Genomic DNA, 25,993 nt, shown 5'->3' with positions numbered 1-25,993 from the left:
AGCACTTACCGTTACTTCTGCTTTTTCAAATTGGGCCGCAAGTTACTCAACAAACTGTAAACTTCAAACCCAGTAAAGAGAAAATAAAAGGCAAAGAAGTTGAAAACGAACATCAAGCGGTTTTCTTTGAAGAAGTAAACGTACAGGGCCACCACCCCCAGGCTAAGCACCATCCGGAAGCCCATGGAGGCAAAGTAATACACATGCAGGTTTTCGGGGTCGTTCTTGTTCCCCAATGCTACAAGGTAATAGGTAAAGCCCGTAATAAATATGAAGAAGATAAGCGTGTACCACACAAGCGGATGCACCAGCGCATAACCTGTAAACTGCAGCAGGGCACCAATCACAACACAAAGCACAGCCGTAAGTATGGCCAGGTTTCGAAAGAATTTCACGTATACTACTTTTTATTGATAGATATGATTGTCAGCACCATTGTTCCTATCACTGCCAACAGCAGCAGCACAATGGTTATCCAAGGCTTCTCATTGCCCGCATAATCATCCAGCCACCGGCCTGCCCATGCTGCCAGCACCAGCGCGCCTATCATTTGAAAAGCCATACCGGAATATTTGACGTATGGCTTGATGCTGTCCCCGCGAGAGGATTTAGGCTTCTGGTCCGGTGTATTGTCCATGTCTGACAGGAATTTACAAAGGTACTTAATTTACAGTGAACTCTGCTGCTTGTACGTAAAAGCAGCATTCCGGGAAAGTATCGCCCGGTCTGAAACCATTTGTAATTTTGTATAGTTCAATAGCAGGCTGTAAAACAGTCCCTTGTTTACAATTGGCAGATTATTGTATTTTTGTAGGAGGTGCTTTGCATTTAAGTTGAAGGTAAGTTTTTAGGCTGCTTTGCCTCATACTTTAAGCATAGGCTACAACGTTTATACCTTATATAAAGTGCTAAAATACCCTGCACAGGCTACTACCTTGAACAAAAACTCACTGCACATACTCTTTCTTCTGGTTGGTGTGCTGCTGGCGGCATGCTCGGTGGAGCGTAATAACCCGCTAAGCAAGACCTACCACAACACCACAGCGCGTTATAACGGCTACTTTCTCGCCAAAGAGAAAATGCGCCTGATTGAACAAGGGCTGCAGGAGCAGATGCAGTACGATTACAACCAGGTACTTTCCCTTTACCCTACCATCGACTCTACCACGGCGAAAGCCTTTGAGGCGGACTTAGAGGATGTGAAGAAAAAAGCTTCGCACCCCATCCAGTACCACCAGAACAGCAAGTGGATAGACAACAGCTATATTGAAATAGGCAAGGCAAACTATTACCAGCTGAACTTTGCAGAGGCTGTGCGCACCTTTAAATATGTAAATGCCACCAGCAAGGATGCCAATGACAGGCACGAGGCGTTGGTGTGGCTGATGCGCGCCTTTATGCAACTGGATGAGATGGAGAACGCACAGCAGGTGTCGGAGTACCTGCGCAAGGAGCGCCTGAACAGAGCCAGTGCCCGTGAATTATACCTGGCACGGGCACATTACTACCGCCTGCAGAACGACACAGCGCGGGTAATAGAGAACCTGGCGCTGTCGCTTCCCAATTTTGAAGAAAAAGATGACCAGTCGCGGGTGCGGTATACACTGGCCCAACTCTACCAGCTTACAAAACAGAACAAGGAGGCTTACGCGCACTACAGCAAGATACTGCGCCGCAACCCGCCTTACGACCTGGGTTTCTTCAGCAGGCTGAACCTGGGGCAGGTATCTGAACTGTCGGATGAGCAGGATAAGGAGCGTATTGCCGGCTATTACCAGAAGATGCTGAAGGACGATAAGAACCTGGAGTACCGCGACAGGATCTACTATGAGATGGCGCAGTTTGAGCTTCGCCAGCAAAATTATGATAAGGCGCTGGCACTTCTGCAGCAGTCGCTAAAAACAAAAGGAAACCAGTCTAACCAGAAAGCCTACAGCTACCTTTCGGCGGGAGTGATTTACTTTGATAAGTTGCAAAAGTATGAGTTAGCCGCGGCTTACTACGACAGTGCCGTGCAGGTGTACCCGCAGCGCGCGCCGGAGTATGAGGCTGTGGCCGAAAGACGGGATGTGTTGGCTGATTTCGCGAAGCAGTACAGCACCATTCAGACGCAGGATAGCCTGCAGCGCCTCGGGCGGATGAGCGAAGCAGAGCGGGTGCAGTTTGTAGAGGCGCTGGTGCAGCGTGAAGAGGAGGCCCGCCAGCAGGAAATGGCACTGCAGCAGGAGCGACAGCTTTTGGCTGAGAAAGAAGGCAACAGAAATAACAACAGACGTGCTCAGGAGAGCGATGCCTTTGCAGCAGCAAACAGCACAGGCGGCGTGTGGTATTTTGATAATCCTACGGCCATGGCCTCCGCGCGGGCTGAGTTCGTGCGCCGGTGGGGCGACAGGCCACTGCAGGACTTCTGGCGTAACCGCACCCGTGGCGAGGCCGGTAGTAATCCGGCAGATGTGGCACTTGCCCCTGTGCCTGCAGCAGCTCAGGAAAACCAACCGTCGCCGGAGGAACGTGCATCGGCTCAGCTACAGCAGTACCTGAGGGATATCCCGGTGACAACAGCTGATATGCTGCGATCGGAAAAGCTGGTAGAAGAGGCGCTCTTCCGGCTGGCCAACATATACGCACAAAACCTGAACGACCAGGAGCGGGCTATTCAGGCATACCTGCAACTGCTGCAGCGCTTTCCAAAATCAGAGCACGCCGCAGAATCTTACTACAGTTTGTACCTGCTCTACGGTAAAGCTAGAGGTGCTGCACAAAGGCAGGTTTACTACAATAAGGTAAAGCAGGAGTTTCCAAACACTACCTACGCCCGTTTGCTCGATGATTCAGATTTCATGTCGAAAAACGCAGCTGAGAACCTGAAGGCGCATGCTCTTTACGACTCCGCTTACAGCTTTTATGATGGAGGCGAGTATGAGAAGACAACAGAGATACTGAACCAGGTCATCAGCCAATACCCGCTGAACGACATTCAGGACAAAGTAGCCTTTCTGAGAACGATGGTAACGGCCCGTACGCAGAAGCCGGAAATGCTACGGCAGCAACTGCAGCAGTTTAAAGCGGCCTACCCTAAAAGTCCGCTGCTGCCACAGGCTGATCAGCTGCTGGCAACCTATCAGGATTTAGAAAAAAAGAACTTGTTGCGCCAGGAAGCTCCTGCCCCGCCAGAACCAAAAGAACAGAAAGCAGCTGTCGCTTTGACTCCGGAGGAAAAAGTTAGCACAAATATTGCTACTGCTACAGCGTCGGTAACTGCTACGCCGCAAATACTGCCGCCTGCCCCTGTGGCACAGCCAGAGGAGGCAGAGCCACAGCAGCAACCGCAGGACGAGCCGAAGAGCCCGGTAGCAGCAGCAGATGCACCTGCTGTTGCTGCTGAAACGCAACAGCCTTTTGCTGCTGCCACAACAGCTGCAGTACCAGCCGATTCAGGAAGCACGACAGTGCCTGCCGCTCCGGCTGCAGATCCGCTGGCTTACGATGCGACGGGTGATACAGCTTTTTACTTTGTGCTGATTTACCCAGCTGATGCTGCTGCTTTTAAAGATGTACAGCCGAAATATGAGAAGTATAACAATACCTATTACAGGAATCAAAACTTAACGATAGATTCTGTTGCTTTATCAGACGGGAAAGCAATGCTGCTGATGCGCACTTTTCATGATCCTAAGCTGGCACTGACTTATAACATAAAACAAAAAGCACCGCAGGCTCCTGTAGGTAGAATAAGAGGAGTAGATTTCACTACCTTTGTCATCTCTTCTGCTAACTATCAGAAGTTTCTGCAGAAAAAAGACCTGGAGGCTTACCTGGCCTTCTTTAAAAACAATTATTAAGTAAATGGCTACGCGTCAAAAGAAATCTGCACCCACTACCTCCAATAAAGTTTATCCCAAAGTAATTTCTGCGCTATGGTTGTTCTTTGTTGGCGGCCTGGCCCTGTTTATCCTGTATCTATATGCCGTTAGTATCAACTTCCTGAACCTGTTTGGAGAGTTGCCTAGTACGCGTGCGCTGGAGAATCCTAAAAGCGAACTTGCATCTGTTGTGTATTCTGCCGACAACGTGCAGTTGGGAAGCTACTTCCGCGAGAACCGCACCCCGGTAGAATACGAAGACCTGCCCGAGAACCTGATTAATGCCCTGATAGCGACCGAAGACATCCGCTTTGAGGAGCACTCTGGCATAGACCCGGAGGCAATGGCGCGTGTAGCTGCTGCTATTGTTACAGGCCGGTCAAAAGGAGGTGGTAGTACCTTGACGCAACAGGTAGCAAAGAACCTTTTCAGAACGCGTGGTGATGAGTTGAACAACGGCGTGCTCAACGATGTGCCGGGCGTTCGGACACTTATTCATAAGACAAAGGAGTGGCTGATGGCTGTGAAGCTGGAGCAGTCTTATACCAAGCGGGAGATTCTGGTGATGTACCTCAACATCTTTGAGTTTGGTAGTAATGCTTTTGGTATAGAGTCTGCATCTAAAACCTTTTTCAATAAAAAACCAGCGCAACTGGAAGTACAAGAGTCTGCTGTGCTGGTGGGGCTGTTCAAAAACCCTACCTACTATAGCCCCCGCTATAACCCTGAAAATTCAAAACGCCGTCGCAATGTTGTGCTGTCGCAGATGGTAAAGTACGGCTTCCTTGACCAGGCCGAATACGATAAATTAAAAGACAAGGACATTGACCTGGATTATAAGGTAGAGAACCAAAACGTTGGCCTGGCTCCTTACTTCCGCACCGAGGCCAGCAAGTTTCTGCGCCAGTGGTGCCGCGAAAACGGCTACGACTTATATGGCGATGGCCTGAGGATATACACCACCATCGACTCCAGAATGCAACAGTATGCTGAGCAGGCGGTGGCTGAGCACATGAAGGAACGCCAGAAAGCATTCTTTGCACACTGGAAAGGCCGAAACCCTTGGGTGGACCAGAATTACCAGGAAATCAAGAGCTTTCCGCAGCAGGCCATCAAACGGACTGCACGTTACCGCAGCCTGCACCAGCTGTTCGAAGGCAATGAGGACTCTATCAATTTTTACCTCAACAAGAAGATCCCAATGACAATCTTTACCTGGGACGGTGAAAAAGAGGTGATGATGAGTCCAATGGATTCGCTGAAGCACTATAAGCATTTCCTACAGACTGGTTTCATGGCCATGGAGCCTCAGACCGGCCATATTAAAGCCTGGGTGGGAGGTATCAACTACAAGCACTTTAAGTACGACCACGTGAAACAGGGAGCACGGCAGCCTGGTTCCACGTTTAAGCCTTTTCTGTACACGGCGGCCATTGAAAGTGGCTATTATCCGTGCTATGAGGTGATTGACACGAAAGTGTGTGTGCCGCTGCCTGATGGTACGCAATGGTGCCCTGATAATGCAGATAACAAGTACAGCGGTGAGAAGTATACGTTGCGCAGAGCCCTTGCTGAGTCTGTCAATTCCATTTCTGCTTTCCTGGTAAACAAGCTGGGAGCTGAAACGCTGGCTCAGACAGCCAGACGCATGGGTATAACTACGCCGCTTGACCCTACGCCTTCCCTTGCCTTAGGTGCAAGTGACGTGTCGCTTTATGATATGGTGGGTGCTTATGGTACTTTCGTAAATGGCGGTACCTGGGTAGAACCTAACTTCATTACCCGGATAGAAGATAAGCACGGGAACCTGATTTATGAGCACACCCCTAAAACAGTAGAGGCGTTAAGTGAGGAAACTGCCTACATGATGGTGCACATGCTGAAAGCTGCTGCAGAGCCGGGTGGTACCGCCTACTATGGCTTGCGCTACCGTAATGGACTTAAAAATGAGATTGGTGCCAAAACCGGTACTACCCAGAATTATTCTGATGCCTGGTTTATGGGTGTGACACCAAATCTTGTTACTGGTACCTGGGTGGGTGGTGAAGATCGTTCTATCCACTTCAGAACGATGAGTGAAGGCCAGGGTGGTAAATTAGCCATGCCTATCTATGGTGCTTTTATGCAGAAGGTGTACCAGGACAAGTCCTTGGATGTATCTAAAGAACCGTTTCCTAAACCTTTAGCGCCTTTATCTGTAGAATTAGATTGTGCCAAGTACAATCAGGGGGTACCGTTAGACTCTACTGATCAAGATGAGTTTCTGAACCTCCCGACAGAGATTGACTTGGACGCTGAGATCTAAGACTAATGTTATATGCCAGCGAACGAGAAGCTGAAGGAGAAGATATCGCACCTGCCGCACAAGCCCGGCATTTACAAGTTTTTTGATGACAATGGTATTATTTATGTAGGCAAAGCGGTTGATATCAGGAAGCGTGTCAGCTCCTATTTCAACCGTTCTGCCCAGCATAATAAGAAAACACTCAAGCTCGTGTCCCAGATCAAGGACATTGAGTTTACCATTGTGGATACCGAAGCAGATGCTTTCCTGCTGGAGAACAACCTCATTAAGCAGTATCAGCCTAAGTACAACATCCTGCTGAAGGACGGGAAGACTTACCCGTATATCTGCATCGTGAACGAGCGTTTCCCGCGTGTTATCAGCACCCGCAATAAGTTGAACGATGGTTCGCGTTATTTCGGCCCTTACCCTAGCATTACCACCATGAATGTGGTACTGGACCTTATCCGGACGCTTTACCCGCTTCGCACCTGTACCTATAACTTATCTCCGGAGAATATAGCAGCCGGCAAGTTCAAAGTGTGCCTTGAGTATCATATTGGTAACTGCAAAGGCCCCTGCGAGGCTTTGGTGGATGAAACTGAATACAATGCCGCCATTTCGCAGATCAGGAACATTCTTTCTGGCAACCTTTCCGTTGCTAAGAACTACTTCAAAGAGCGTATGGCCGCCGCCGCAGCGGATTATCAGTTTGAGCAGGCACACCAGTTTAAGCAGAAGCTGGACATGCTAGATGATTTCCAGGCCAAATCCACTGTTGTGTCTAACACGCTTTCTAACATTGATGTTTTTACCATTACCAGCAACGAAGACTGTGCCTTTATCAACTACCTGAAGGTAATGAACGGCTCTATTATTCTGACGCAGTCGCTGGAGATACAGAAGAAGCTGGATGAGGATGACGCTGACATACTTGCCTCTGTGGTTGTACAGTTGCGGCAGGAGTTTGAGAGTACTTCCCGTGAAGTTATCACAAATATAGAGTTATCGCTTCCGCTGGATAACATTACTATCACCTATCCGCAGATTGGTGATAAGAAGAAACTCCTGAACCTTTCGCTTAAGAATGCCCTGTACCTGCGCAAAGAGCGTGAAAGCCGCCAGGAGAAGAACAAGGACCTGAGTGAGAAGCGTGAACTGCGGGTTCTGGAGACCCTGAAGAAAGATTTGCGCCTGACAGAACTGCCCCGGCAGATTGAGTGCTTTGACAACTCTAATTTTCAAGGGGATAATCCAGTGGCGTCAATGGTATGCTTCAAAAACGGAAAGCCCAGCAAGAAAGACTACCGCCATTACAATATCAAGACTGTAGTTGGAGCCAACGATTTTGAATCTATGTACGAAATCGTGACGCGCCGCTACAGGCGCCTTCTAAATGAAAACCAGCCGCTGCCACAGCTCATTATCATTGATGGTGGTAAAGGGCAGTTAGGAATGGCTGTTAAGGCGTTGAAAGATCTTGAGCTATATGGTAAGATTGCTGTTGTTGGCATTGCCAAGCGCTTAGAGGAAATATTTTATCCCGGAGATACTCTCCCGCTATACATCGATAAGAAGTCAGAGTCCTTAAAGCTGATTCAACGCCTGCGGAATGAGGCCCATCGTTTCGCTATTACCTTTCACCGCAGTAAGCGTGATGCAGGTACTTTAAAAACAGAGCTTACCGATATCAAAGGCTTAGGCCCCAAAACTGCTGAAGCTCTTCTTGCCAAGTACAAGTCGGTAAAAAAGCTGAGAGAGTTGTCGCAGGATCAATTGGCTGAAGAAATAGGAAAAGCGAAAGCCGCCACGCTCTATAGTTACTTTCACGAGCCCAAGGAAGCAAATTAAGTTTAGCTTTCCTTTAAAACTCTCTGTAGCATAAAAAAAGAGGGCGACTCAACCGAGCCGCCCTCTTTTTTTATATGCCTCTTTGTGCTGTTAATAGCTCCAAAGGCTGTACTCATACTCTATAAGTGCTTCAAGTGCATCCTGTGCAGCCAGCAATCCTTTTCTGCCACCACCGTAGATATCCGCAAGGCCTCTGTCGCCAGGGTTAGAAATTTTAGTGATGTAAGAGCTGAACAACCATAAATCGAAGGCATCAGCCAAGTTCTTGTGCTGTGCATCGTTCTGTGCGTTGTACCAAATAGCCATTTCTGGGTTATTACGGAATATACGCACCAGGTCATTCATCCTGAAAGATCCTACTGTCTGTTCAAAACCCAGCGGGTTTAGTGTAGACGGCACTTTAATGCTGATCGTCTGGATATCGTGGTACATGCGCGAACGCTTTTTATCAAATACCACATTTTCCTTCAGTTCCAGCAGATACAGTTGCTTTGGAAAGTACTCGTTACTTACCGGAGTTGATGATGTTGCAACGGCGTCACTGCCCAGGGCTGCTCCCCATGCATCCAGCTCCTCCTCCTGTTGCTGCTGCCCAAAACCTGCTGCAATCTCTTCTTCGCTCAGGCCACCACCAGATTCCTTTGGAGTCATATTCGCTATGAATTCCTCACGTGTCAATGGTGTGTTAACAGAGTCAGATTTATAAGCTGTCAGTTCACCGCTTTTCACCGCATTGATGATGATTTTGGTGATCTCTCTGTTTTCTGAGAACATTGGCTTGTTCTGCTTTTCACGCAGGTCTATTTTACGCCAAACTGTTTTCTTGAACAGAATATCTGATTCCGGGATTGGTCTTGCTGAAGGGTTGCTTGCCGTTGTATTTGAAACCTGTTGTGCCATTGCACCTACAGACATCATAATACCAGCTGCTACACCTATTGCTTTGATTAGTTTCATACTCCTAGTAAGCTTCTAAATTTTAGTTTAGTGGTACTGTAAAGTTACCTTCCACACCGTTTACGTCAACAGCTTCCCCTTTGTAGTTCAGACGCTTCACGTCAACTATCTCCATTACCACTCTGTCTCCTTTGTTTGCTTTTGCAGCAAAGCTGGTCAGGTTAGCAGTTGGGCCATTTACTGTTGTCTGATCGATTGGTTGGTTATTTCTAACCAGGTAAGCATTCCACTTTGTTACTCTATAACGTGCTTCGTTAGGCAATAATTGCTTGAAGCCCTCATCAGGTACTGCCTGTATTTCTACAGCTCTGAATGATGCAGCCGGAACACCACGTTTGAAGTCCAGTGGTTTTCCATTCACCAACGCTACAAGCTCTGGTTTTGGCAAAGGACGAACTTTAAAAGTTTCCTGTCCGATTGCGTTACCACCGCTGCTCACGTTGATTGTTACCTGTGTTGAGTTAGGAATAATGGTTACAGCACCTTTCTTAGCACCTTTGATGGCAGCACCACCGCTTGCGCTAAAGCTTGGGTCATACACAGCACCTAATGCAGGAACCTGGATGTTCAGCTCGTTCGCGCACTGGAAATACAGTGCCTGTACTGCTGCAGATTGTACCTGTATTACAGGCTTTGCTACCACATATTCTTCTGTTACAGTGAACGTAGTGTCACGACCGTTTTGGTTGATTGTCACTTGGCCTTTCCACGTTTGCTTTGAGTTACCGTCTGCATCATAGTTAGAGGCCGATGCTACGAACTCTACCTGTCCCATGCCATTGGCAACCTTTACCGGCTTGCCCTGGAAACTCATTTTAGGAACGATGTTGTCAGAAGAGGCAGCGATAAACATGTCTGCCTTATACTTTGTACCAGCTGCTACTGTCTTTGACTCAGCACGGGCCATTGCAAAGATTTTCTCAAACTTGATGATGTCAGCACCAACTTCTGCTGCAAGCTTCTGCAAGGCATCAGCTTCATACTTCAGTATCTCATTCTCTTTCTGAGAAAGTACAGCCAAAGCAGCCACTAATGGTGTCTCTTCGAAGTTTAGCTCAGCAAAATCTTTGTTCTTCTGGTTAGGGTCCTGACTTGCTATCGGATCTTCTGAACCATCTCTGGCAAGCTTATCTGGCATGCCTGGGTTATACTGCTTCAGGTACTTGGCATAGCTGTTTAACTTGTCTTTCAACTCGTATGCCAAGCCGTTGTTCTTGTTTGCAGCGCCAATCATAGTGTTGGCTACAATGTCATTTGCTTCAGGGTTTGTGTAGCCGTTGTCTTCTACATTTTTGCCCCCTGTTTTCTCAACCAGCGTCTCACGAATACCCTGAATATAAGTAACCATTTCCGCTGTTTGCTCACGTACTTCCTGTGCTTGTTTCAGCACACGCTGGTCATTTGCAGAAGGATTCTTGTTTTCTGCAATGGCAGCTCTGATATTGGATACGACCCCGGCATTATCTGTTCTTGTTCTCGCATTCACTTCCTGCAAACTTTCGTCCAGGAACTGAAACTTTAACAGGATAGCCGAGCTCACATTTAAGGCAAGCATAGCGGTCAGTACGAGGTACATCATACCGATCATCTTCTGCCTTGGTGTCTCTTTTCCTCCAGCCATTTTATACTATATATAAACTGTTGTTTTCTTTGTTGATTTATAGAACTGAACCGGAATTAGCCTCTCATTGCTGTCAGCATGTTACCGTACACCGTGTTGAGGTTGTGCAGGTTCTGCGTTAAGCGAGATACTTCTTCTTTGAACTGTGCTGTATCCTTGCTGGCATCTGTTAAGTTCTCCATTGCCATGCTTAGGTTACCGTAGAACTTGTTCATTGCTTTCAGGTGGTTGTTTGCATCCTGAAGTTCCATCTCGTAAACAGCATTCAGTGCGCCCAGGTTCCTTGTCATGTTCTGTACCTGACCGTGGTACTCCTGTGCATCTACTGTAGAGCCAGCCATTTGTGCAAGGGCATCAGCAGTAGTAGCATATGCTTTGTTAATCTGGCCTAGCTGGTCTGCAGCAGCTCTAACTTTTACATTATATTCTTCAGTAGCGGCAGTTGCCTGGCTCAGGTCAGCTAATTGAGCTGTTGTATCACTCAATCTGTTCAGGCCAAGACCAAGGTTGTTAATTGTTTCTGGTGTGATGTCAGCATTACGCATCATCTCATCCAGTTTGCCAGTGATGGATGGCCCTTGAGCCACTGCTGCAGCCGGAACAAGTCCTTCGCCAGCATAATCATCGGCTAGTTGTGGGTATACTCTGGCCCAATCCGGTTCGTGTGGTTGTGGCTGGAATGCACTAAGGAAGAAGATAACCGCCTCCGTAAGCAGACCTACTATAAGCATTTCGTTTGCAAAGTCCCAGTGTTGGATTTTGAACAATGCACCCACGATTACGACAGCAGCACCAATACCATAAATTTTGGGCATTAACACGTCGAACAGGAAATTACGACCTCTAGCTTTGCTCATTTTGTTTTCTGATTAATTGTGAACGTTAAAAAAAGGGTTGAAAAGGGTTTGTTTAATTTGGTTATAATAATTTTATCTGAATTCATTACCGGAAGATCTTCCCAGATATATCATCGTGTTTCGGAAGCCTATATAAGATCTGGCTGAATCCTGGTATTCGAAGTTACGCGTACCTGTCTCCAGGAAATATGCGATGTCTTTCCATGAACCACCTCTTACCACTTTGCGCGGCTCGTTAGGGTCATCGTACACAGGGTTCAAATCCCACGTAATCGGAACACTTGCTTCAGCATAAGCATCTGAACACCACTCTGCTACGTTTCCGGCCATATCATATAAACCGAAGTCGTTCGGGAAGAACTGTGCAACCGGGGCTGTGTAAGTAAATCCGTCGCTGTAGTAATCGCCACGGCCTGGCTTAAAGTTTGCCAGCAGACAGCCTTTTGCATTGCGCAGGTATGGCCCGCCCCAAGGGTAAACAGACATGTCACGACCACCTCTGGCAGCATATTCCCATTCTGCTTCTGTTGGCAGACGGAACGCTGGCATTGGTGCCATTCCATTTTCTGTGTTTGCCTGGTTTTTGTGCTTTGTGCGCCACTCGCTGAAGTACTTGGCTGCAAACCAATCTACCCCAACTACCGGATAATCGTCAAATGCCGGGTGAGAAAAATAGTACTCCATCAAGGGGTCACCCATATGATAAGTATAGTCCCTTACCCAAACTGTCGTGTCAGGATACAATTGAGACATCACATATTCTTCTCCTAAAACATCCAAAGAATCTTGCAGCATCACATTGATGAACTGGCGGTATTCGTTGTTAGTGATCTCAGTTTCATCCATATAGAAGCCACCAATCGTCACTTGCTTGTTCAGGTTGGCCATTGACGCTGCTATATCCTGATCTGCCTGGCCCATATGAAAAGTACCACCCGGACAGATTACCATGCCGTAAGGCACAGCCTGTGGATTGTACTCTGGACGGTCCTCTGCTCCTACAAGGTCTCCCTCGGGTCCGCGTCCCATTCCACAGCCTGCAAGCAGTATCACCGCCAATGCGAATGTAGACAGCTTAATTAGTTTGTTCATGATGACTATTAAAAGAAGTAAAAGTTTCGATTATAATTGATAATTACACTTTGACAGGTGTAGCAAATATATAAGAATTACAAACAAATAAAAAAACAATTAGCCGCATCCCGTAGTTATAATTTCTAAACGGGATAAGAGGCTGATTATTATCCTTATAAATAACAAATTTTTTCTGCCCTGTTTGGCTTTTTTATCCGTAAACAGTGCAATATTGAGGGGTGCTCTGCCTAACTATTTAGTAAAATAGTAGCGCGGAGTTCTTACGGGTGGTTTAAATCTGATAACTGGCTCTGGCAGTCGGTAATTCAGCATCACCTCATGCGAGGTAGCTGCTTTCGCCGCCGGGTTAAAAGTAGTCAAATCTATAGCATAACCTACTCGTAGGGCATTGTCCTGAAACAGAGATACTCCCACAAGCGCACTAACAGCTTCTTCATATCTATAATTCAATCCTGCCCAATATTTTTCCTGAAACATCACCCGGCCCCCTACATCAAAGGAGAAAACCTCCGTGTCGTGCTTCAGGAGGAGGGTTGGCGTTACTGTCACATCTGATGTCAATGCATAGTTATATCCTGCTGTTACATAAATATGGTTTTCCCCCAACAGCGTTCCTGCGCCTGTTCTGGTAGAGTCTGCAAACTCGTATTCCGCACGCAGTAGGTTGGATACACCACCGCCTGCATAAAATGTCTCGGACTGATACCATAGGCCTGCACCCAGGTCGAATTTTGTGTCCTCGCTGTTGAACGGTACATTCGGGTCGCCGCCATCTATTGCCCTGTAGTTTCCCTTTCTGTAGTTGTTTACATTGCCCTGCACACCAATTCCTAGTCTGCCGGATTCTCCTATATTAATATGGTAAGCGTAAGATACGGCAGCCGTTAGCACAGTCGTGTTGCCTATCCTGTCGCGCATCAGGTTTAATCCAACACCGCCATGCAACAGGCGCAACGGTGTGCTGGCTGTCAGTAAAAGTGTTCTGGGTGCTCCGCCATCGTCAAAAGAAGGATCATAACCCAGCCATTGGTAACGGTATATAGAAGTGAACTCAGGGCGATTCGTGATGCCGGCGTAAGCAGGGCTAATCTGCATGCCATTAAACCCATAATGTGTAAACTGAGGTTGCTGCTGTGCCATTACTGCAGGTGCACACATGAGCAGGAGCAACATCAAAACTGGTAGAAGCTTTTTCATAGGCCGTGGCAACATGGCGAAGTATGGTTGCAGCGTGTTCGGATAGGCACCCGCTGTCCAAATATAGTTATTAAACAGTTAAACGCAAACGCTGACTATATTCGTATAGTGTGCGTTTGCGTTTAAGTAACTATGCAATACAGAGATAAAGGTTGCGTTAGGCGCTTACTTTTTTAGGTGCTGCATCTGGTTCTGTATGTACACCTCGATGGCCCCCGTCATGGATGGCGCATTTGGCATAGGTGCTTCGATATCAAGTTCCAGGCCGGCGTCACGCACTGCTTTGGCTGTTGTAGGCCCAAAGGCTGCGATGCGGGTATTGTTCTGCTTGAAATCAGGGAAGTTTATGAACAGTGAACTGATGCCAGACGGGCTGAAGAATGCAATGCAGTCGTAGGTCACATCATCCAAATCAGAGAGGTCGGCAGCTACTGTTTTGTAAATGATGGCCTCTGTGTGCTTGATTTTGTTTGCTGTCAAAAACTCCGGTATGTCTTCTTTGCGGATGTTAGAGCAAGGGAACAGGTATTTCTCGTTCTTATGCTTCTTGATTACCTCAAAAAGATCCTTCGCTGTTTTCTCCCCCACAAACAACTTGCGCTTGCGAAGCGTGATGTACTTCTGCAGGTAGTATGCCGTCTGGTCAGAAATACAGAAGTACTTCATGTCAGCAGGCATTTCTATTTTACTTTCCTGGCAGATTCTGAAGAAATGGTCTACCGCGTTACGGCTGGTGAAAATGACAGCCGTATGCGACAGAATATCTACCTTGTCTTTCCTGAACTCTTTAAAAGGCACTGGCTCTACCTCAATAAAAGCCCTGAAATCAACTTTGATGTCATACTTCTCCGCTATAGAGAGGTATGGCGAGTTATCGGTTGTAGGCTGGGGTTGTGTAACCAGTATTGTCTTAATCGGAATTTTGTACCTTTCAGGGTTTGCAGTGCCCTTTGCGTTGCTTTCAGCCATAGTCAGTTGGAACGGTTGTTAAAATTTCACCTGCTGCAATACCCGCTGCTAACGCCGGTTTGTGTTAATAAAAGTTGAAAACGATCAACTTTAGCATTATGGCCAGCGGAATTACTTCTGTGGCGCAAAGGTATGAAAATAAATGCAAATTTAGTACAGGGGCTTTTTTATTTACTGTTGTAAACACGCGCAGCGTGGTGATTACCAGTACGAATGATACCGCAAGGTTTGAAATTAAAAGAATTGTCTCCGGAATGGTGGTGTATAGTGCCAGGTACAGGAGCATAACGAGCGGCAGAAATATTCCCAGAAATAGCATCGATCTTATAAATTCCCGATACTGTAATTGCACTACCTGCTCGAGCCCAAAAATAAAACCCATAATTTTCAGGAAAAGGTACTTGAGCAGGATGATAATAAATATAAGCAAAGTGTAAAATATTACTTTGGTTGTAATATCGGCCTCCGAGACAGGAAAAAGACGGTTAAACAGCTGTATCTGCTGCACATTGGTATGAATGGCGGCAATAAGCAGCGCCAGGGTAAGCGAAAAGGCCAGCACAAACAACAAGCTTGAGAGCGAACCGATGGGTTTCGCCAAAGCGCCTTCTTCCAATGCATTGGTATTGATGAAAGAGTCAAGCCGAAACAAACCGCTGAAGTCATTCGGGAAATTCTTCCGGAGCGCACCGTATGCCAGCCCAATAACCAGCAAAAACAAAATAAAAGCATTTTGATTCACGTACTCGCGCATCCGGATGGAAAGGGGGCGTTCGTGTAGCTCGCTTGCCTGTTCCGGAAAGCGCGGCTGGTTCTGGAAAGAGCTGATGTTGGGCTGCTGATACGGATGCCACACAGTCAGCAGGTATTTACCTTCAATAGGGGCGACACCTTTGCTGTGCTTCGCCAAATCAATGGTGTAGTTGGCAGAAAAATTGGCCTTGAAGATAAGCTGGTTGTTCAGAAACAGGCAAAGGTCCTTTGGAGCAGTAAAAAGAATATTGAATGGCTGTGCCTGCGTAATATTCAGCCATTGGTGCAGCGCATTATACCCCGAATGCCTCCCGGCTACGTAGGGCATCAACTGCGTTCCATTGTCCCGCTGTATCATCCAGTCGGCTGTGATAGTGTTTTTCTGCTCCAGGGGCAGGATCTGCGCCTGTGCGGGCCACAGCCATGTGATACTGTATAAGAAGAATAAGAGGCTAAGCCTTAACCTTCGCCTTTGGAATACTTTGTGCACTATGTGATTTATAAACTCCCAGAAACACACTCAACACCACAGAGAAAGCCAGTAGTACCATCATGATTTCCTGATTGCCCCAGTTGCCGAAACTCACTACAAACGCAATAATCAATAAATTGATCATACCGAGAATCAGAACTGTGCTGATTTGGTTAAAGCCCATTGCCAGCAGGCGGTGGTGGATGTGGTTTTTGTCAGGAACGAAGGGGGAGGAGCCTTTCATGATACGGATAAGCGAAACACGCAGCGTGTCGAAAAGAGGCACAAAGAGAATACCCAGGGCCACAGCAGGAGATGCCTGCTCAGCCCGCATCTCAATGAACTGAATGGCCAGAATGGAAACAATGAAGCCGCAAAGAAGCGAGCCGGTGTCTCCCATAAAAATAGAGGCCTTATGAAAGTTGTACCGCAAGAAGCCAAGCACCCCGCCAATGAGGCAAAAGGCAACAGCTGCATAATTGCTGTAAGCAGCGCCACCAAACAGGTAGAAATAGAGCCCGAAGGTGCTGGATGCAATCAGCACGAGGGTGCCTGCCAAGCCATCCAATCCATCGATCAGGTTGATGGCATTCGTGATGCCGATAATGACAAAGAATGTAAAGGCATAGCTCAGGCCTATAGGCAGTTCTCCTATGCCAAAGATCCCTTGAAAGCTTGTGATACGAATATCTGCCATAAACATGACAATTCCCGTAGCCAAAAGCTGCACAGAAAACTTCTTTAACGCTGAAATGGTGATGAGGTCGTCTTTCAGGCCAATGAAGAAGAGGATAATGCAGCCCGCGAGTAGCTGTTGCACACCGTTATCGAGGTTGGTGAAAATGGTAAGTGCCGACATAAAGCCTGCAAACATGGCCAGTCCTCCTAAACGCGGCGTAAGTTCTGCATGCACAGTTCGGAGGTTTGGTGTGTCCAGGATGTTTTTGAGATGCGCTACTCTAATAATAGACGGAACAGCGAACATGGCAATAAGAAAAGCCCAACTGGAGGCAAGTATGAGGGGTAAAATTCTCTGATCCATAAGCACCAAAATGGAAGTAAAGAGCAGGGTGTACCTTTACTTCTTAAAGTTAACAACAGCACAATCTCTCTTTAGCCAGTGGCTAACAGCGAGGTAAATATACAGCATTTTTGTATAAAAAATAGTTAATGTTTTTGTCTTGAAATCTGCACGGGTGAAATTTAGCTCAACTTACGAGTGTAGTACCCCCTGCATCTGCAGCATACTTATTTCAATCAGGTTGTCTTCCTGTATAGACTCCGGCACGAATACGAACTTCTTATCAAAAATCTGCCTGTCAATGTAGTAGCTCACCCAGTATTCATTGTTGATATGGAAGATGGATGGATCAATCGGCTCAATCTGCACAAAGCTCTTTGCCTCCACGCGCTCAAACATATGCCGCAGCACCGATGTCTTTACCTCGTTTCCGTCCATAACGCCATAGCCTTTAGAGGCTATCAGCACGTTCTCTACTGCAAAGGCATTGTTATTAAGTAAATAAACGTTCCAGATATCTTCCCCGGACTCACTAAGGGAGGTCGCTATCGCCACTGCGATGCCCTCTACTGCTCCAAAATCAATGTCTTTCTTCATGTACTGCTGTGGTAATAGTGGCGCCAAAAAGGGCTGCCAAGTGCTTTTGTAATCTTTCCTCCACCTCTGCCAATGGCACCTCATGCCCCAGTTCCTTTGCAAGTGAGGTTACCTGCTTATCGGAGATGCCGCAGGGCACAATGTTGTTGAAGTAACTGAGGTCCGTGTTGACGTTGAAGGCAAAACCGTGCATCGTGACCCAGCGGCTGCACTTCACACCCATGGCGCATATTTTGCGGGGGTTGCGCTGCACCTCGTGGTCCAGCCACACACCTGTAAGTCCCGGAATGCGGCCGGCGCTGATGCCGTATTCTTCCAGCGTCAGAATGATAGCCTCTTCCAGAAACCGCAGGTACTTGTGTATGTCTGTGAAGAAGTTTTCCAGGTCCAGGATTGGATAGCCGACAATCTGACCGGGGCCATGGTAGGTTATGTCGCCGCCACGGTTTATCCTGTAATAAGAGGCCTTCTTCTCCTTTAGTCCGTCTTCGTTCAGGAGCAGGTGCTCCTCATGGCCGCTTTTGCCCAGCGTGTACACGTGTGGGTGTGAGCAGAACAACAGGTAGTTTGGGGTGGGGCGCTGTGCACCCTCTTCCGCTTTTCGGTTTTGCACCTTCAGCTCCAGAATGCTGTTAAATATTTGCTCCTGGTACTCCCACGCCTCTTTGTAGTCCATCAGGCCGAGGTGCTCGAATTTTATTTCAGTATTTTTCTGCACGCTATTTTTTTGAAAGTTCGCCTTTCAGATAATTAATGTTATCAATGCTGTCTGGGTCCACGCCATTCAGCTCGGCCAGGTAAACCGATACCCAGTCAAACATGTGGATAAGGTGGAACGCCTGCTCCAGGAAAGTAGCCCCACGGGCTTCCATCTCCAGCACATCCTGCACCTTTCCTTCAAAGATTTTCTTTGTCAGGTCCATGCGCAAACGCACACGTGTGTGGTCGTAACTGGTCTTGATGAGCAGCACTACCATTTGGCTGAACAGGCGCTCCGGATGCTGCCAACCCACAATCTCGTTGTAGTTCATCTCCGGGAAAACATTTACATGGCTCAGCTGCTTTGCATTTAAGTTAATTTGCTGCTGAAAACGAGCTGCCACAGGTCCCATTGCGTCGCTAACGTAAAGCATCGGCAGCTTATTATAAAAAGCATTCGCCAAGGCACTGGCCTGCACCTTAATGCTTCCCGACAACTCCTCCAGTAGGTTTATACTCTGCCTTACTTCTGTTTTAAAAGTATTATCCAGCAGTTCGGCATGGTGCAGCAGGTACAGCATCAGTACGACAGAGTAGCCAAGGCAGGCTCTCGGCTGCTGCGATTCACCGGGTATGATAATGAAAGGCATGTTGTTGTCCTTGGCTAGGCGCAACAGCTCCCCGCCAGAGGTAACAAAGCAAACAGAAGCGTCGCTGCGCATGGCGGCTCTTACTGCTGTAAGCGTCTCCTCTGTGTTTCCGGAGAGAGAGGAGGCAATAAAGAGGGTGTCCGGCCCCACAAAGGATGGCACCGCGTAGCCTTTGTTCACTACCACGGGCACAGAAAGCTTGTCGGCCACATAAGCCTGGATGAGGTTGCCTCCAATTCCGGAGCCACCCATACCTGCAATTACTACATTATTATACTTAGGGCCGGAAAAGTTAACAGTGGCCTTCCCCCCGATATCCATCGCATCGCGCAGCTGCTGTGCAAAACCCTCAACGAGTTGCTTCATAATTCGTCTTTAATTCTGATGAACAATCATTTAATCTCAGACTGATGCAAATTACGAGATAATTAATGGCTTCTCAAAAGAACACCCACCTCCACACCGGGCTGGCCGGTGAAAACCGCGCTGCAGCCTACCTGCAGCAGCAGGGTTATTCCATTGTGCGAAGAAACTACAGGCACAGGCGTGCCGAAGTGGACATTATTGCACAGAAAGAGAACCTTCTGGTTTTTGTTGAAGTCAAGACCAGAAGTACTGATAGGTACGGATATCCGGAGGAGGCAGTTAACTACAGGAAGGAGACGATGATACTAAACGCTGCGCAGGCGTTCATTTATAAAATAAACTGGCAACACGACATTCGGTTCGACATCATAGCCATCACCCTGCACGCGCCTGTCACTATACACCATATAGAGGATGCCTTTCATTAACGCTGCGCCTGAGAGCGCCTGTCCAGCTTGTCTTTCTCAAATATAAGCGTGCCGTGGCGGTCATATTCCTTTACCAGGTAAGGCTCGAAGCGCTGGTCATAAACTGTTTTGGGATACTGGAACTCGTGATGACGCCGGCCCCGGAAGTCGTAATAGTGAATCCAGGTGCCTATTTTGCGGCCTTTCTCATACTGCCCGGACCACTGCACCTGCCCGTTTTCATAGAAGCGGTAGTACGTGCCCTGCACTTCGCCGTAGGCATATGGGATTACTTCTTTGATTTTTTCCTGATTGCTGTCGTAGTAAGTGACCACCGCATCGCGTACAAAACCCTTCTCGTAATGCTCCTTTCCTACTAAAGTGCCTTCCTCGTCAGGACGATACTTTTCCCAGCGCAGATGTTTGGTGCCTACATAAAAGTAGCCTTCCTCTACTGTCTGCCCGTCAATCTTCTTTACGTAAGGGCCATGCAACACTTTGTAGCGCGATTGGTCTACCTCGTTGCTGCTGGTGCGGTACAATTTGCGCTTTTTGGTATCGTACAGGTACTTTGCAGGTGCATACGGATTGGGGGCTTCGTGCTCGGGAAGGTAGCTGAACGTCTCCAGCGTCTCGCGGGAGCCACGGCCTGATTTTATGAAGCCGCGCTTTACCTTATAGCCCAGGAAGTAGCGTTTGCTTTGTTTCTTCTTTTTTTTCTTTTTGTTGCCTTCCTCAACATCCTCCCTCTCCAGGGCTTTCCTGACTTCTACATCAGGGTTGATAGTGTCTGCAGAGGCAAGGGCACTGTCAATCTTAGTGCCTCCCTTCAGCCGTGCCTGGTTCAGGTTATAATCGCTGTTCCACTTCGGTTGGCCGCAACCGCCTAAGGTAAGGAGTCCTAGTCCTGTCACAAAAGTCAACGCCAGAAGTACAGAGTGCCTCATGTTCAATATTAGTGAATTTTTAAACGTTAAACTGTCAGATGGCCGGTTTAGCAGAATGTACCTGTAATAACTCAGCCATTGCGTCATTTAACCACTACCCAGGCAATTAATATAGTAAACGTAAAGATGAACATAAATCATATAAGCACCAATACGTTGATTTGCCCTATAACTTTACCTGTGGCGGGTTAGTTTCATGAGCAGTGCCATTAAAAGCAAAAAAGGCAGCACCCAACGGGTACTGCCTTTTACTGTAGGTATAATTTTAATTTGTACTATCCGCTGTTATTCTTTCGTCATGAGCTCAAAGCTGCGCTTTACGAAAGAGGTAAGGGCTGCGCCAGAAAGCATGTTCTGCGACAGCAGCGCCAAATCAAATGCCTGACGGGCCACGGCTGCTTTGTTATCGCCATCAGCGTTCAGCACGCGCTGGTTCAGCGGGTGGTTTGCATTAATGGTTACGTTGTACGTATCCGGCATGTCGCCCATGAACATCATGCCACCGCCACCGGTTCTGTTCATGTCCTTCATGCGGCGCATGAACTCAGGCAGCGTAATCACCACCGGTGCATCGTCCGGAGACAGAGGCGCCACTTCAACGTGCATGTGCTGGTTGTTGATAGCCTGCTCGTAAGTGGTCTTCAGCTCTTCCTTCTCCTTGTCGTTCAGCACGCTCTCCTTTGTCTCGTCACGCTCAATCAGCTTGTCGATGGTTTCAGAGTCTACGCGCTTCAGCGTGGTTTTCTCCAGTTTCTGCTCCAGCATACCAATAAAGTGGCTGTCAATAACAGAATCCAGCTTCAGCACATCATAGCCCCTGTTTTGGGCGGCTTCGATAAAAGCATGCTGCTTGTCTGCATCCGTTGTGTACAGCAGTACCAGCTGCTCACTTTTGTTTGTCTGGTTTGCCTGTACCAGCGCCTTGTATTCTTCTAAAGTATGGTACTTGCCCTCAGTGTTCTGCAGCAGCACGAAGTCTTTTGCTTTCTCATAGAACTTGTCATCTGAAAGCATGCCGTACTTCACAAACACGTTGATGTCGTCCCAGGTCTTCTCAAACGTCTCGCGGTCTTTCTTGAAGATATCGTTCAGCTTATCCGCTACCTTCTTGGTAATATAGGTGTTGATTTTCTTTACGCTGGAATCAGCCTGCAGGAAAGAGCGGCTAACGTTCAGCGGAATGTCCGGCGAGTCGATGATACCGTGCAGCAGCATCAGGAACTCCGGCACTACGTCTTTCACCTCGTCGGTGATAAACACCTGGCGGGAGTAGAGCTGGATTTTGTTGCGCTGCAGCTCAAAATCGTTCTTGATTTTAGGGAAGTACAGGATACCTGTCAGGTTAAACGGGTAGTCTACGTTCAGGTGAATCCAGAACAGCGGCGGCTCAGAGAACGGGTACAACTCCTTGTAGAAGTTTTTGTAATCCTCGTCTGTCAGGTCGGCAGGCTGCTTTGTCCAGATGGGGTTCGGGTTGTTGACTACCTCGCCCTCAAACTCTACCGGCACCGGCAGGAACTTGCAGTATTTGTCCAGGATGTTGCGGATGCGGGCTGTTTCCAGGAACTCGTCAGAATCCGGGGCAACGTGCAGAATAACGTCAGTTCCGCGGTCTTCTTTCTGTGCGTCTGTAATTGTAAACTCTGTGCTGCCATCGCAGGTCCAACGGGCCGGTTCAGCACCTTCCTGGTACGACTTTGTCACGATGTCCACACGGTCGGCCACCATAAAGGCAGAGTAAAAGCCCAGACCGAACTGACCGATGATTTGGTCTTTGTCGCCAGAGGCATCTTTAAAGCGCTCCACAAATTCAGACGCTCCTGAAAAGGCTATCTGGTTAATGTACTTTTTAATTTCCTCCGCTGTCATACCGATACCATTGTCGGATATCGTGATGGTGCGCTCGTCTTTGTTAACGGCTACTTTTACTTTCAGCTCGCCCAGGTCGCCTTTATACTCACCGACAGCTGCCAGACGCTTTACTTTCTGCGTGGCATCTACGGCGTTACTCACCAACTCACGCAGGAAAATCTCGTGGTCAGAGTATAAAAACTTCTTGATGATGGGGAAAATATTCTCGGTGTGAATCGAAATATTACCTCTTTCTTCCATGTTTATACTGTATATATTTTGAAAAATCTTTTTGCTCGACAGGATACTGTTGGCATAGGGCTTTCAAATCCTGTTCCAGAGCGGCGGCTGCAGCACTTTTGTGACAGGTTGTCAGAAAAGTGCCCTGTAAAGGGGGAGACTATGCCCGAAAAGCTGCTGCCAGGGAACATTCCGGCGATACATGCAGTAGAAGAGGTGTCTAAAATGCAGGACAAAATTGCTGCAAATGCAACATTGTGGAATTAATTGTACATTTGTAGAGGTTCAAGTATAGAAGTGCAGCTCTTCCTGAGATATATCGCCCTGTTTCTGCTCCTGCTTTTCTGCAGGGCCATGGTACCGGATGCTCTTTTGCTGAAGATGCACCCGCACACCCACACGGTGCATACCGACCACACCGACACACACAAAGCCCAGGTCGGCCTGAAGCACAAGCACTGCCCGGTAGAGGATGTGTTTGGCAAACCTTATCAGGGAAGCTTTCCTGCGCTTGAATTTAAACCTGTTGTACATCGTGCTGTCTATGTCGTTCGCTATACCGGCACGTGGCACAGCATACCATATTCTTCTGCCTTTCTTCGGGGCCCACCTTTAACTTAGTTTTAGCTTGTTTGCCCATTTTGTCTGACCGCGTCATCCCGCACTTTATTATGAGTGTGGCGCCGCAGGCATAGGCATACTTAAAAATTCTACTGTAATAACCCTCCTTAGCTTGCTGTATCTTTTAGAACAGGTAGCTGAAACGGGTTTGGCAGAAGCTTCTGTAGTTTTTGCCGACTATAGCTAAAATTTAAGCCGTGTTTATTTCCAAATTCTTTCAGCAGATTGTGCTGCTGATATTCTTTTTCCTGGCCATGCAGGTGCAGCCGGCACTGGCACAGCTCTTACCCCCTCCAGACCCCGAAACAGGGCCTGAGCAGGACTGTGGACTTACTTTATCCGGGAAGGTGCTGGACCATGACACCCGCGCTACACTGGTGGGAGCCACTGTGTCTATTCCGGCGCTTCATCAGGGTTCCACGGCGGATGAGTATGGGAATTACCATTTCCACCACCTGTGCCAGGGTACTTATACCTTGCAGGTTACCTATGTGGGGTACGAGCCGGAAAGCTTTACCATCCGGCTGACAAGTTCCTCTGTCAGGGACCTGCCGCTACATACAGCAGCCAGAACACTGGGCACAGTAGAAGTGACAGGGCAGCATCTGCAGGAGCAGGCGCAGTCGTCGCAGACGCTGTCGGGCAGGGAACTGGCGGAGACGCGGGGCCGGTCGCTGGCAGAGTCGCTGCGGGGCATAGCCGGCGTTACCACCATTCAAACCGGCCCGACTATTTCCAAGCCTGTTATACATGGCATGCACAGCAACCGTGTGCTGCTGCTGAACAACGGTGTGCGGCAGGAGGGGCAACAGTGGGGTACAGAACATGCCCCGGAAATAGACCCCTTTGTGGCAACAGAGATGAAGGTAATAAAAGGTGCTGCCGGTGTGCGCTATGGTGCTGATGCCATTGGCGGTGTGGTAATTGTAGAGCCACCCGCACTGCGCGCTGCTCCTGGCGTGGGCGGTGAAGTGAACCTGCTGGGCAGCACCAACAACCGCCAGATGGTTGCGTCGGCTACGGCAGAAGGCAATTTTGCCGGTATTCCGCCACTAAGCTGGCGCCTGCAGGGTACCGTGAAGAAAGCCGGTAATACCCGCACCCCAGACTATTACCTGGAGAACACGGGCTTGGAGGAGCAGAACTTTTCGGCGGCACTGGGTTACCAGAAAGAGTCGTTTGGCGGGGAGTTGTTCTACAGCCAGTTCAATACAAAGCTGGGCATCCTGCGGGCCTCTCACATCGGTAACCTGACAGACCTGAACTATGCGATTGCGCGTGGCCGGCCGGCCGGCGCCGAAAACGTGGGTTTTACCTACCACATCGGCCGGCCCTACCAGAACGTACAGCACGACCTGCTGAAGGCAAAAGCCTACCTGCAGACTGGTGAGGCGGGCAGGCTGGAGTTTATATACGGCTGGCAGCGCAACAGGCGGGAGGAGTACGATGTGCATGGCTCTGTAGCCGACAGGCCTGCGCTTTACCTTAACCTGAACACGCATACCACAGAGGCCATCTGGGAACATAAGCCCTTGGGTAACTTTTCCGGCTCGGTGGGAGTGAGCACCATTTACCAGCAGAACACCTACAAGTACAGCGATTTTCTGCCTTTCTATACGGGTATAACGGCCGGCGCTTTTGCCATTGAGAAATGGCGCAAGGACAGGCTGCAACTAGAGGCGGGCCTCCGCTACGACTTCAGGTACCTGCAGGTGAAGCGATTCTCTGCCAACCGGGAGCTGTTAAAGCCGGAGTTTAATTTCAACAACGTATCCGGGACACTCGGGGCTTTGTATGATGTGGGGTATCACCTGACCTTTGGCCTGAGTGCCACCTCCGCCTGGCGGGCACCCAGTGTGAACGAGCTCTTCAGCAATGGCGTGCACCACAGCGCCGCCACTTACGAGATAGGTGACCCGGGGCTGAACTCGGAGCAGGCGTATAACTTTGAGGCCTCCGTGAATTACTTCGGCAACATTCGCCTGAACGGGCAGCTGAGCCTCTACCACAATTTTATTAACAATTACATCTACCTGTCGCCGCTGGCTGAGCCTGTGCTTTCGATACGGGGCGCATTCCCGGCTTTCCGGTACAGGCAAACGAATGCGACGTTTAGTGGAGTAGACCTGAACCTGCAGTACAACCTGCTGCCTAACCTGATTATAGACTCTAAAACAGCTATTGTGCGTGCCAGAAACACCGTGGCAGATGATTATCTTATCAACATCCCGGCTGACAGGTTTGACAACAGCTTGCGCTATGAGTTCAACCATGCTTCAGATAACAGGGGGCGCTTTTCAGGAACGTATGTTTCTTTAGGAGGCACCTATGTGGCAGAGCAGACGCGTATACCGGAAAAAAGCGACGAGGACTTTGCGCCGGCACCGGGTGCTTACTTTCTGATGCATGCGGAGGCGGGCACTACGGTCATGTTAGGAAACCAGCCACTGGAAGTAGGTATAACAGGCAATAACCTGCTCAATACCACTTACCGCGATTACCTGAACCGCTTCCGTTATTTTGCCGACGAAGCGGGCCGCCTGATCATGTTCCGTGTGAGGGTGCCGCTGGATTTCAGTAAATCTTAAAAATCAATTTATCTAACACCAGCAGCATGCTGGTGTATCATGTAACTTATTTTTTACCAATTAAACTTTACCAAAATTTATCAACGT

General features: G+C 48.4%; 21 protein-coding genes. 5 read left to right on the top strand and 16 right to left on the bottom strand.

Features of this window, described 5'->3' with window-relative positions:
• Positions 1 to 11: 11 nt before the first annotated feature.
• Complete coding sequence (locus tag ACYVB1_RS21360) at positions 12 to 395, bottom strand: hypothetical protein (RefSeq protein WP_460925851.1); 384 nt, start codon at positions 393 to 395, stop codon at positions 12 to 14.
• A gap of 5 nt (positions 396 to 400) precedes the next feature.
• Positions 401 to 637, bottom strand: coding sequence for an AtpZ/AtpI family protein (locus tag ACYVB1_RS21355; RefSeq protein ID WP_460925850.1), 237 nt, complete (start codon positions 635 to 637; stop codon positions 401 to 403).
• A gap of 268 nt (positions 638 to 905) precedes the next feature.
• Here ACYVB1_RS21355 and porW point away from each other — a divergent pair, with 268 nt between their 5' ends.
• Genes porW through uvrC form a run of 3 tightly spaced genes read left to right on the top strand, consistent with a single transcriptional unit; the run spans position 906 to position 7,998 of the window.
• The gene (gene porW / locus ACYVB1_RS21350; RefSeq protein WP_460925849.1) at positions 906 to 3,842 is read left to right on the top strand and encodes a type IX secretion system periplasmic lipoprotein PorW/SprE; all 2,937 of its coding nucleotides are present in this window, start codon (positions 906 to 908) and stop codon (positions 3,840 to 3,842) included.
• A 4-nt stretch (positions 3,843 to 3,846) separates the two neighbouring features.
• Entirely contained in the window at positions 3,847 to 6,168 is a 2,322-nt protein-coding gene (locus tag ACYVB1_RS21345) for a penicillin-binding protein 1A (RefSeq protein ID WP_460925848.1), read from the top strand.
• A 12-nt stretch (positions 6,169 to 6,180) separates the two neighbouring features.
• Positions 6,181 to 7,998, top strand: coding sequence for an excinuclease ABC subunit UvrC (gene uvrC / locus ACYVB1_RS21340; RefSeq protein WP_460925847.1), 1,818 nt, complete (start codon positions 6,181 to 6,183; stop codon positions 7,996 to 7,998).
• Positions 7,999 to 8,088: 90 nt separating this feature from the next.
• On the opposite strand, the gene porN is transcribed toward uvrC, so the two are convergent.
• The 11 genes from porN to ACYVB1_RS21285 all read right to left on the bottom strand — a co-directional run bounded on the left by porN (position 8,089) and on the right by ACYVB1_RS21285 (position 19,252).
• A complete protein-coding gene (gene porN, locus ACYVB1_RS21335) occupies positions 8,089 to 8,955 on the bottom strand; it encodes a type IX secretion system ring subunit PorN/GldN (protein ID WP_460925846.1) in 867 nt (288 codons plus the stop codon).
• Positions 8,956 to 8,977: 22 nt separating this feature from the next.
• The gene (gene porM, locus ACYVB1_RS21330; RefSeq protein ID WP_460925845.1) at positions 8,978 to 10,576 is read right to left on the bottom strand and encodes a type IX secretion system motor protein PorM/GldM; all 1,599 of its coding nucleotides are present in this window, start codon (positions 10,574 to 10,576) and stop codon (positions 8,978 to 8,980) included.
• A gap of 56 nt (positions 10,577 to 10,632) precedes the next feature.
• Positions 10,633 to 11,433 carry a type IX secretion system motor protein PorL/GldL gene (gene porL, locus ACYVB1_RS21325; RefSeq protein ID WP_460925844.1) on the bottom strand — a complete coding sequence of 267 codons (801 nt, stop codon included), beginning with the start codon at positions 11,431 to 11,433 and terminating at the stop codon, positions 10,633 to 10,635.
• Between the two features lie 72 nt (positions 11,434 to 11,505).
• On the bottom strand, positions 11,506 to 12,525 hold the full coding sequence (porK, locus tag ACYVB1_RS21320) for a T9SS ring complex lipoprotein PorK/GldK (RefSeq protein ID WP_460925843.1): 1,020 nt from the start codon (positions 12,523 to 12,525) through the stop codon (positions 11,506 to 11,508).
• Positions 12,526 to 12,759: 234 nt separating this feature from the next.
• Complete coding sequence (locus tag ACYVB1_RS21315; RefSeq protein ID WP_460925842.1) at positions 12,760 to 13,725, bottom strand: PorP/SprF family type IX secretion system membrane protein; 966 nt, start codon at positions 13,723 to 13,725, stop codon at positions 12,760 to 12,762.
• Positions 13,726 to 13,890: 165 nt separating this feature from the next.
• Entirely contained in the window at positions 13,891 to 14,694 is an 804-nt protein-coding gene (locus ACYVB1_RS21310) for a uroporphyrinogen-III synthase (RefSeq protein ID WP_460925841.1), read from the bottom strand.
• A gap of 64 nt (positions 14,695 to 14,758) precedes the next feature.
• The gene (locus tag ACYVB1_RS21305; protein WP_460925840.1) at positions 14,759 to 15,937 is read right to left on the bottom strand and encodes a DUF4271 domain-containing protein; all 1,179 of its coding nucleotides are present in this window, start codon (positions 15,935 to 15,937) and stop codon (positions 14,759 to 14,761) included.
• Positions 15,900 to 16,961: an MraY family glycosyltransferase gene (locus ACYVB1_RS21300; RefSeq protein WP_460925839.1), complete on the bottom strand. Its 1,062-nt coding sequence runs from the start codon at positions 16,959 to 16,961 to the stop codon at positions 15,900 to 15,902. The genes ACYVB1_RS21305 and ACYVB1_RS21300 overlap by 38 nt, the downstream gene beginning before the upstream one ends.
• Positions 16,962 to 17,132: 171 nt before the next feature.
• Positions 17,133 to 17,537, bottom strand: a complete 405-nt coding sequence (locus tag ACYVB1_RS21295; protein ID WP_460925838.1) for a hypothetical protein — start codon at positions 17,535 to 17,537, stop codon at positions 17,133 to 17,135.
• Positions 17,521 to 18,213 carry a lipoyl(octanoyl) transferase LipB gene (lipB, locus tag ACYVB1_RS21290; RefSeq protein ID WP_460926076.1) on the bottom strand — a complete coding sequence of 231 codons (693 nt, stop codon included), beginning with the start codon at positions 18,211 to 18,213 and terminating at the stop codon, positions 17,521 to 17,523. Before lipB ends, ACYVB1_RS21295 begins: the two co-directional genes overlap by 17 nt.
• A 43-nt stretch (positions 18,214 to 18,256) precedes the next feature.
• Positions 18,257 to 19,252 carry a bifunctional phosphoglucose/phosphomannose isomerase gene (locus ACYVB1_RS21285; protein ID WP_460925837.1) on the bottom strand — a complete coding sequence of 332 codons (996 nt, stop codon included), beginning with the start codon at positions 19,250 to 19,252 and terminating at the stop codon, positions 18,257 to 18,259.
• Between the two features lie 65 nt (positions 19,253 to 19,317).
• Here ACYVB1_RS21285 and ACYVB1_RS21280 point away from each other — a divergent pair, with 65 nt between their 5' ends.
• Entirely contained in the window at positions 19,318 to 19,680 is a 363-nt protein-coding gene (locus ACYVB1_RS21280; RefSeq protein WP_460925836.1) for a YraN family protein, read from the top strand.
• Here ACYVB1_RS21280 and ACYVB1_RS21275 read toward each other — a convergent pair.
• The 3 genes from ACYVB1_RS21275 to ACYVB1_RS21265 all read right to left on the bottom strand — a co-directional run bounded on the left by ACYVB1_RS21275 (position 19,677) and on the right by ACYVB1_RS21265 (position 23,270).
• The gene (locus tag ACYVB1_RS21275) at positions 19,677 to 20,606 is read right to left on the bottom strand and encodes a toxin-antitoxin system YwqK family antitoxin (protein WP_460925835.1); all 930 of its coding nucleotides are present in this window, start codon (positions 20,604 to 20,606) and stop codon (positions 19,677 to 19,679) included. The two genes, ACYVB1_RS21280 and ACYVB1_RS21275, sit on opposite strands and share 4 nt — an antisense overlap.
• Positions 20,607 to 20,891: 285 nt before the next feature.
• Positions 20,892 to 22,718: a molecular chaperone HtpG gene (htpG, locus tag ACYVB1_RS21270; RefSeq protein WP_460925834.1), complete on the bottom strand. Its 1,827-nt coding sequence runs from the start codon at positions 22,716 to 22,718 to the stop codon at positions 20,892 to 20,894.
• A 264-nt stretch (positions 22,719 to 22,982) separates the two neighbouring features.
• Positions 22,983 to 23,270 carry a hypothetical protein gene (locus ACYVB1_RS21265; protein ID WP_460925833.1) on the bottom strand — a complete coding sequence of 96 codons (288 nt, stop codon included), beginning with the start codon at positions 23,268 to 23,270 and terminating at the stop codon, positions 22,983 to 22,985.
• A 245-nt stretch (positions 23,271 to 23,515) separates the two neighbouring features.
• Here ACYVB1_RS21265 and ACYVB1_RS21260 point away from each other — a divergent pair, with 245 nt between their 5' ends.
• Positions 23,516 to 25,906, top strand: a complete 2,391-nt coding sequence (locus ACYVB1_RS21260) for a TonB-dependent receptor (protein WP_460925832.1) — start codon at positions 23,516 to 23,518, stop codon at positions 25,904 to 25,906.
• Positions 25,907 to 25,993 lie beyond the last annotated feature (87 nt).

The sequence above is a fragment of the Pontibacter brevis genome, from assembly GCF_054779655.1.
This window is presented reverse-complemented; position numbering and strand designations above follow the sequence as displayed.

Coding starts and splice junctions, on each gene's coding strand:
- ACYVB1_RS21280 (WP_460925836.1), top strand. CDS start 19,318: ATGGCTTCTCAAAAGAACACCCACCTCCACACCGGGCTGGCCGGTGAA.
- ACYVB1_RS21315 (WP_460925842.1), bottom strand. CDS start 13,725: ATGAAAAAGCTTCTACCAGTTTTGATGTTGCTCCTGCTCATGTGTGCA.
- porK (WP_460925843.1), bottom strand. CDS start 12,525: ATGAACAAACTAATTAAGCTGTCTACATTCGCATTGGCGGTGATACTG.
- uvrC (WP_460925847.1), top strand. CDS start 6,181: ATGCCAGCGAACGAGAAGCTGAAGGAGAAGATATCGCACCTGCCGCAC.
- ACYVB1_RS21285 (WP_460925837.1), bottom strand. CDS start 19,252: ATGAAGCAACTCGTTGAGGGTTTTGCACAGCAGCTGCGCGATGCGATG.
- ACYVB1_RS21300 (WP_460925839.1), bottom strand. CDS start 16,961: ATGGATCAGAGAATTTTACCCCTCATACTTGCCTCCAGTTGGGCTTTT.
- lipB (WP_460926076.1), bottom strand. CDS start 18,213: ATGGACTACAAAGAGGCGTGGGAGTACCAGGAGCAAATATTTAACAGC.
- porN (WP_460925846.1), bottom strand. CDS start 8,955: ATGAAACTAATCAAAGCAATAGGTGTAGCAGCTGGTATTATGATGTCT.
- htpG (WP_460925834.1), bottom strand. CDS start 22,718: ATGGAAGAAAGAGGTAATATTTCGATTCACACCGAGAATATTTTCCCC.
- ACYVB1_RS21275 (WP_460925835.1), bottom strand. CDS start 20,606: ATGAGGCACTCTGTACTTCTGGCGTTGACTTTTGTGACAGGACTAGGA.
- porM (WP_460925845.1), bottom strand. CDS start 10,576: ATGGCTGGAGGAAAAGAGACACCAAGGCAGAAGATGATCGGTATGATG.
- ACYVB1_RS21295 (WP_460925838.1), bottom strand. CDS start 17,537: ATGAAGAAAGACATTGATTTTGGAGCAGTAGAGGGCATCGCAGTGGCG.
- ACYVB1_RS21355 (WP_460925850.1), bottom strand. CDS start 637: ATGGACAATACACCGGACCAGAAGCCTAAATCCTCTCGCGGGGACAGC.
- porL (WP_460925844.1), bottom strand. CDS start 11,433: ATGAGCAAAGCTAGAGGTCGTAATTTCCTGTTCGACGTGTTAATGCCC.
- ACYVB1_RS21310 (WP_460925841.1), bottom strand. CDS start 14,694: ATGGCTGAAAGCAACGCAAAGGGCACTGCAAACCCTGAAAGGTACAAA.
- ACYVB1_RS21345 (WP_460925848.1), top strand. CDS start 3,847: ATGGCTACGCGTCAAAAGAAATCTGCACCCACTACCTCCAATAAAGTT.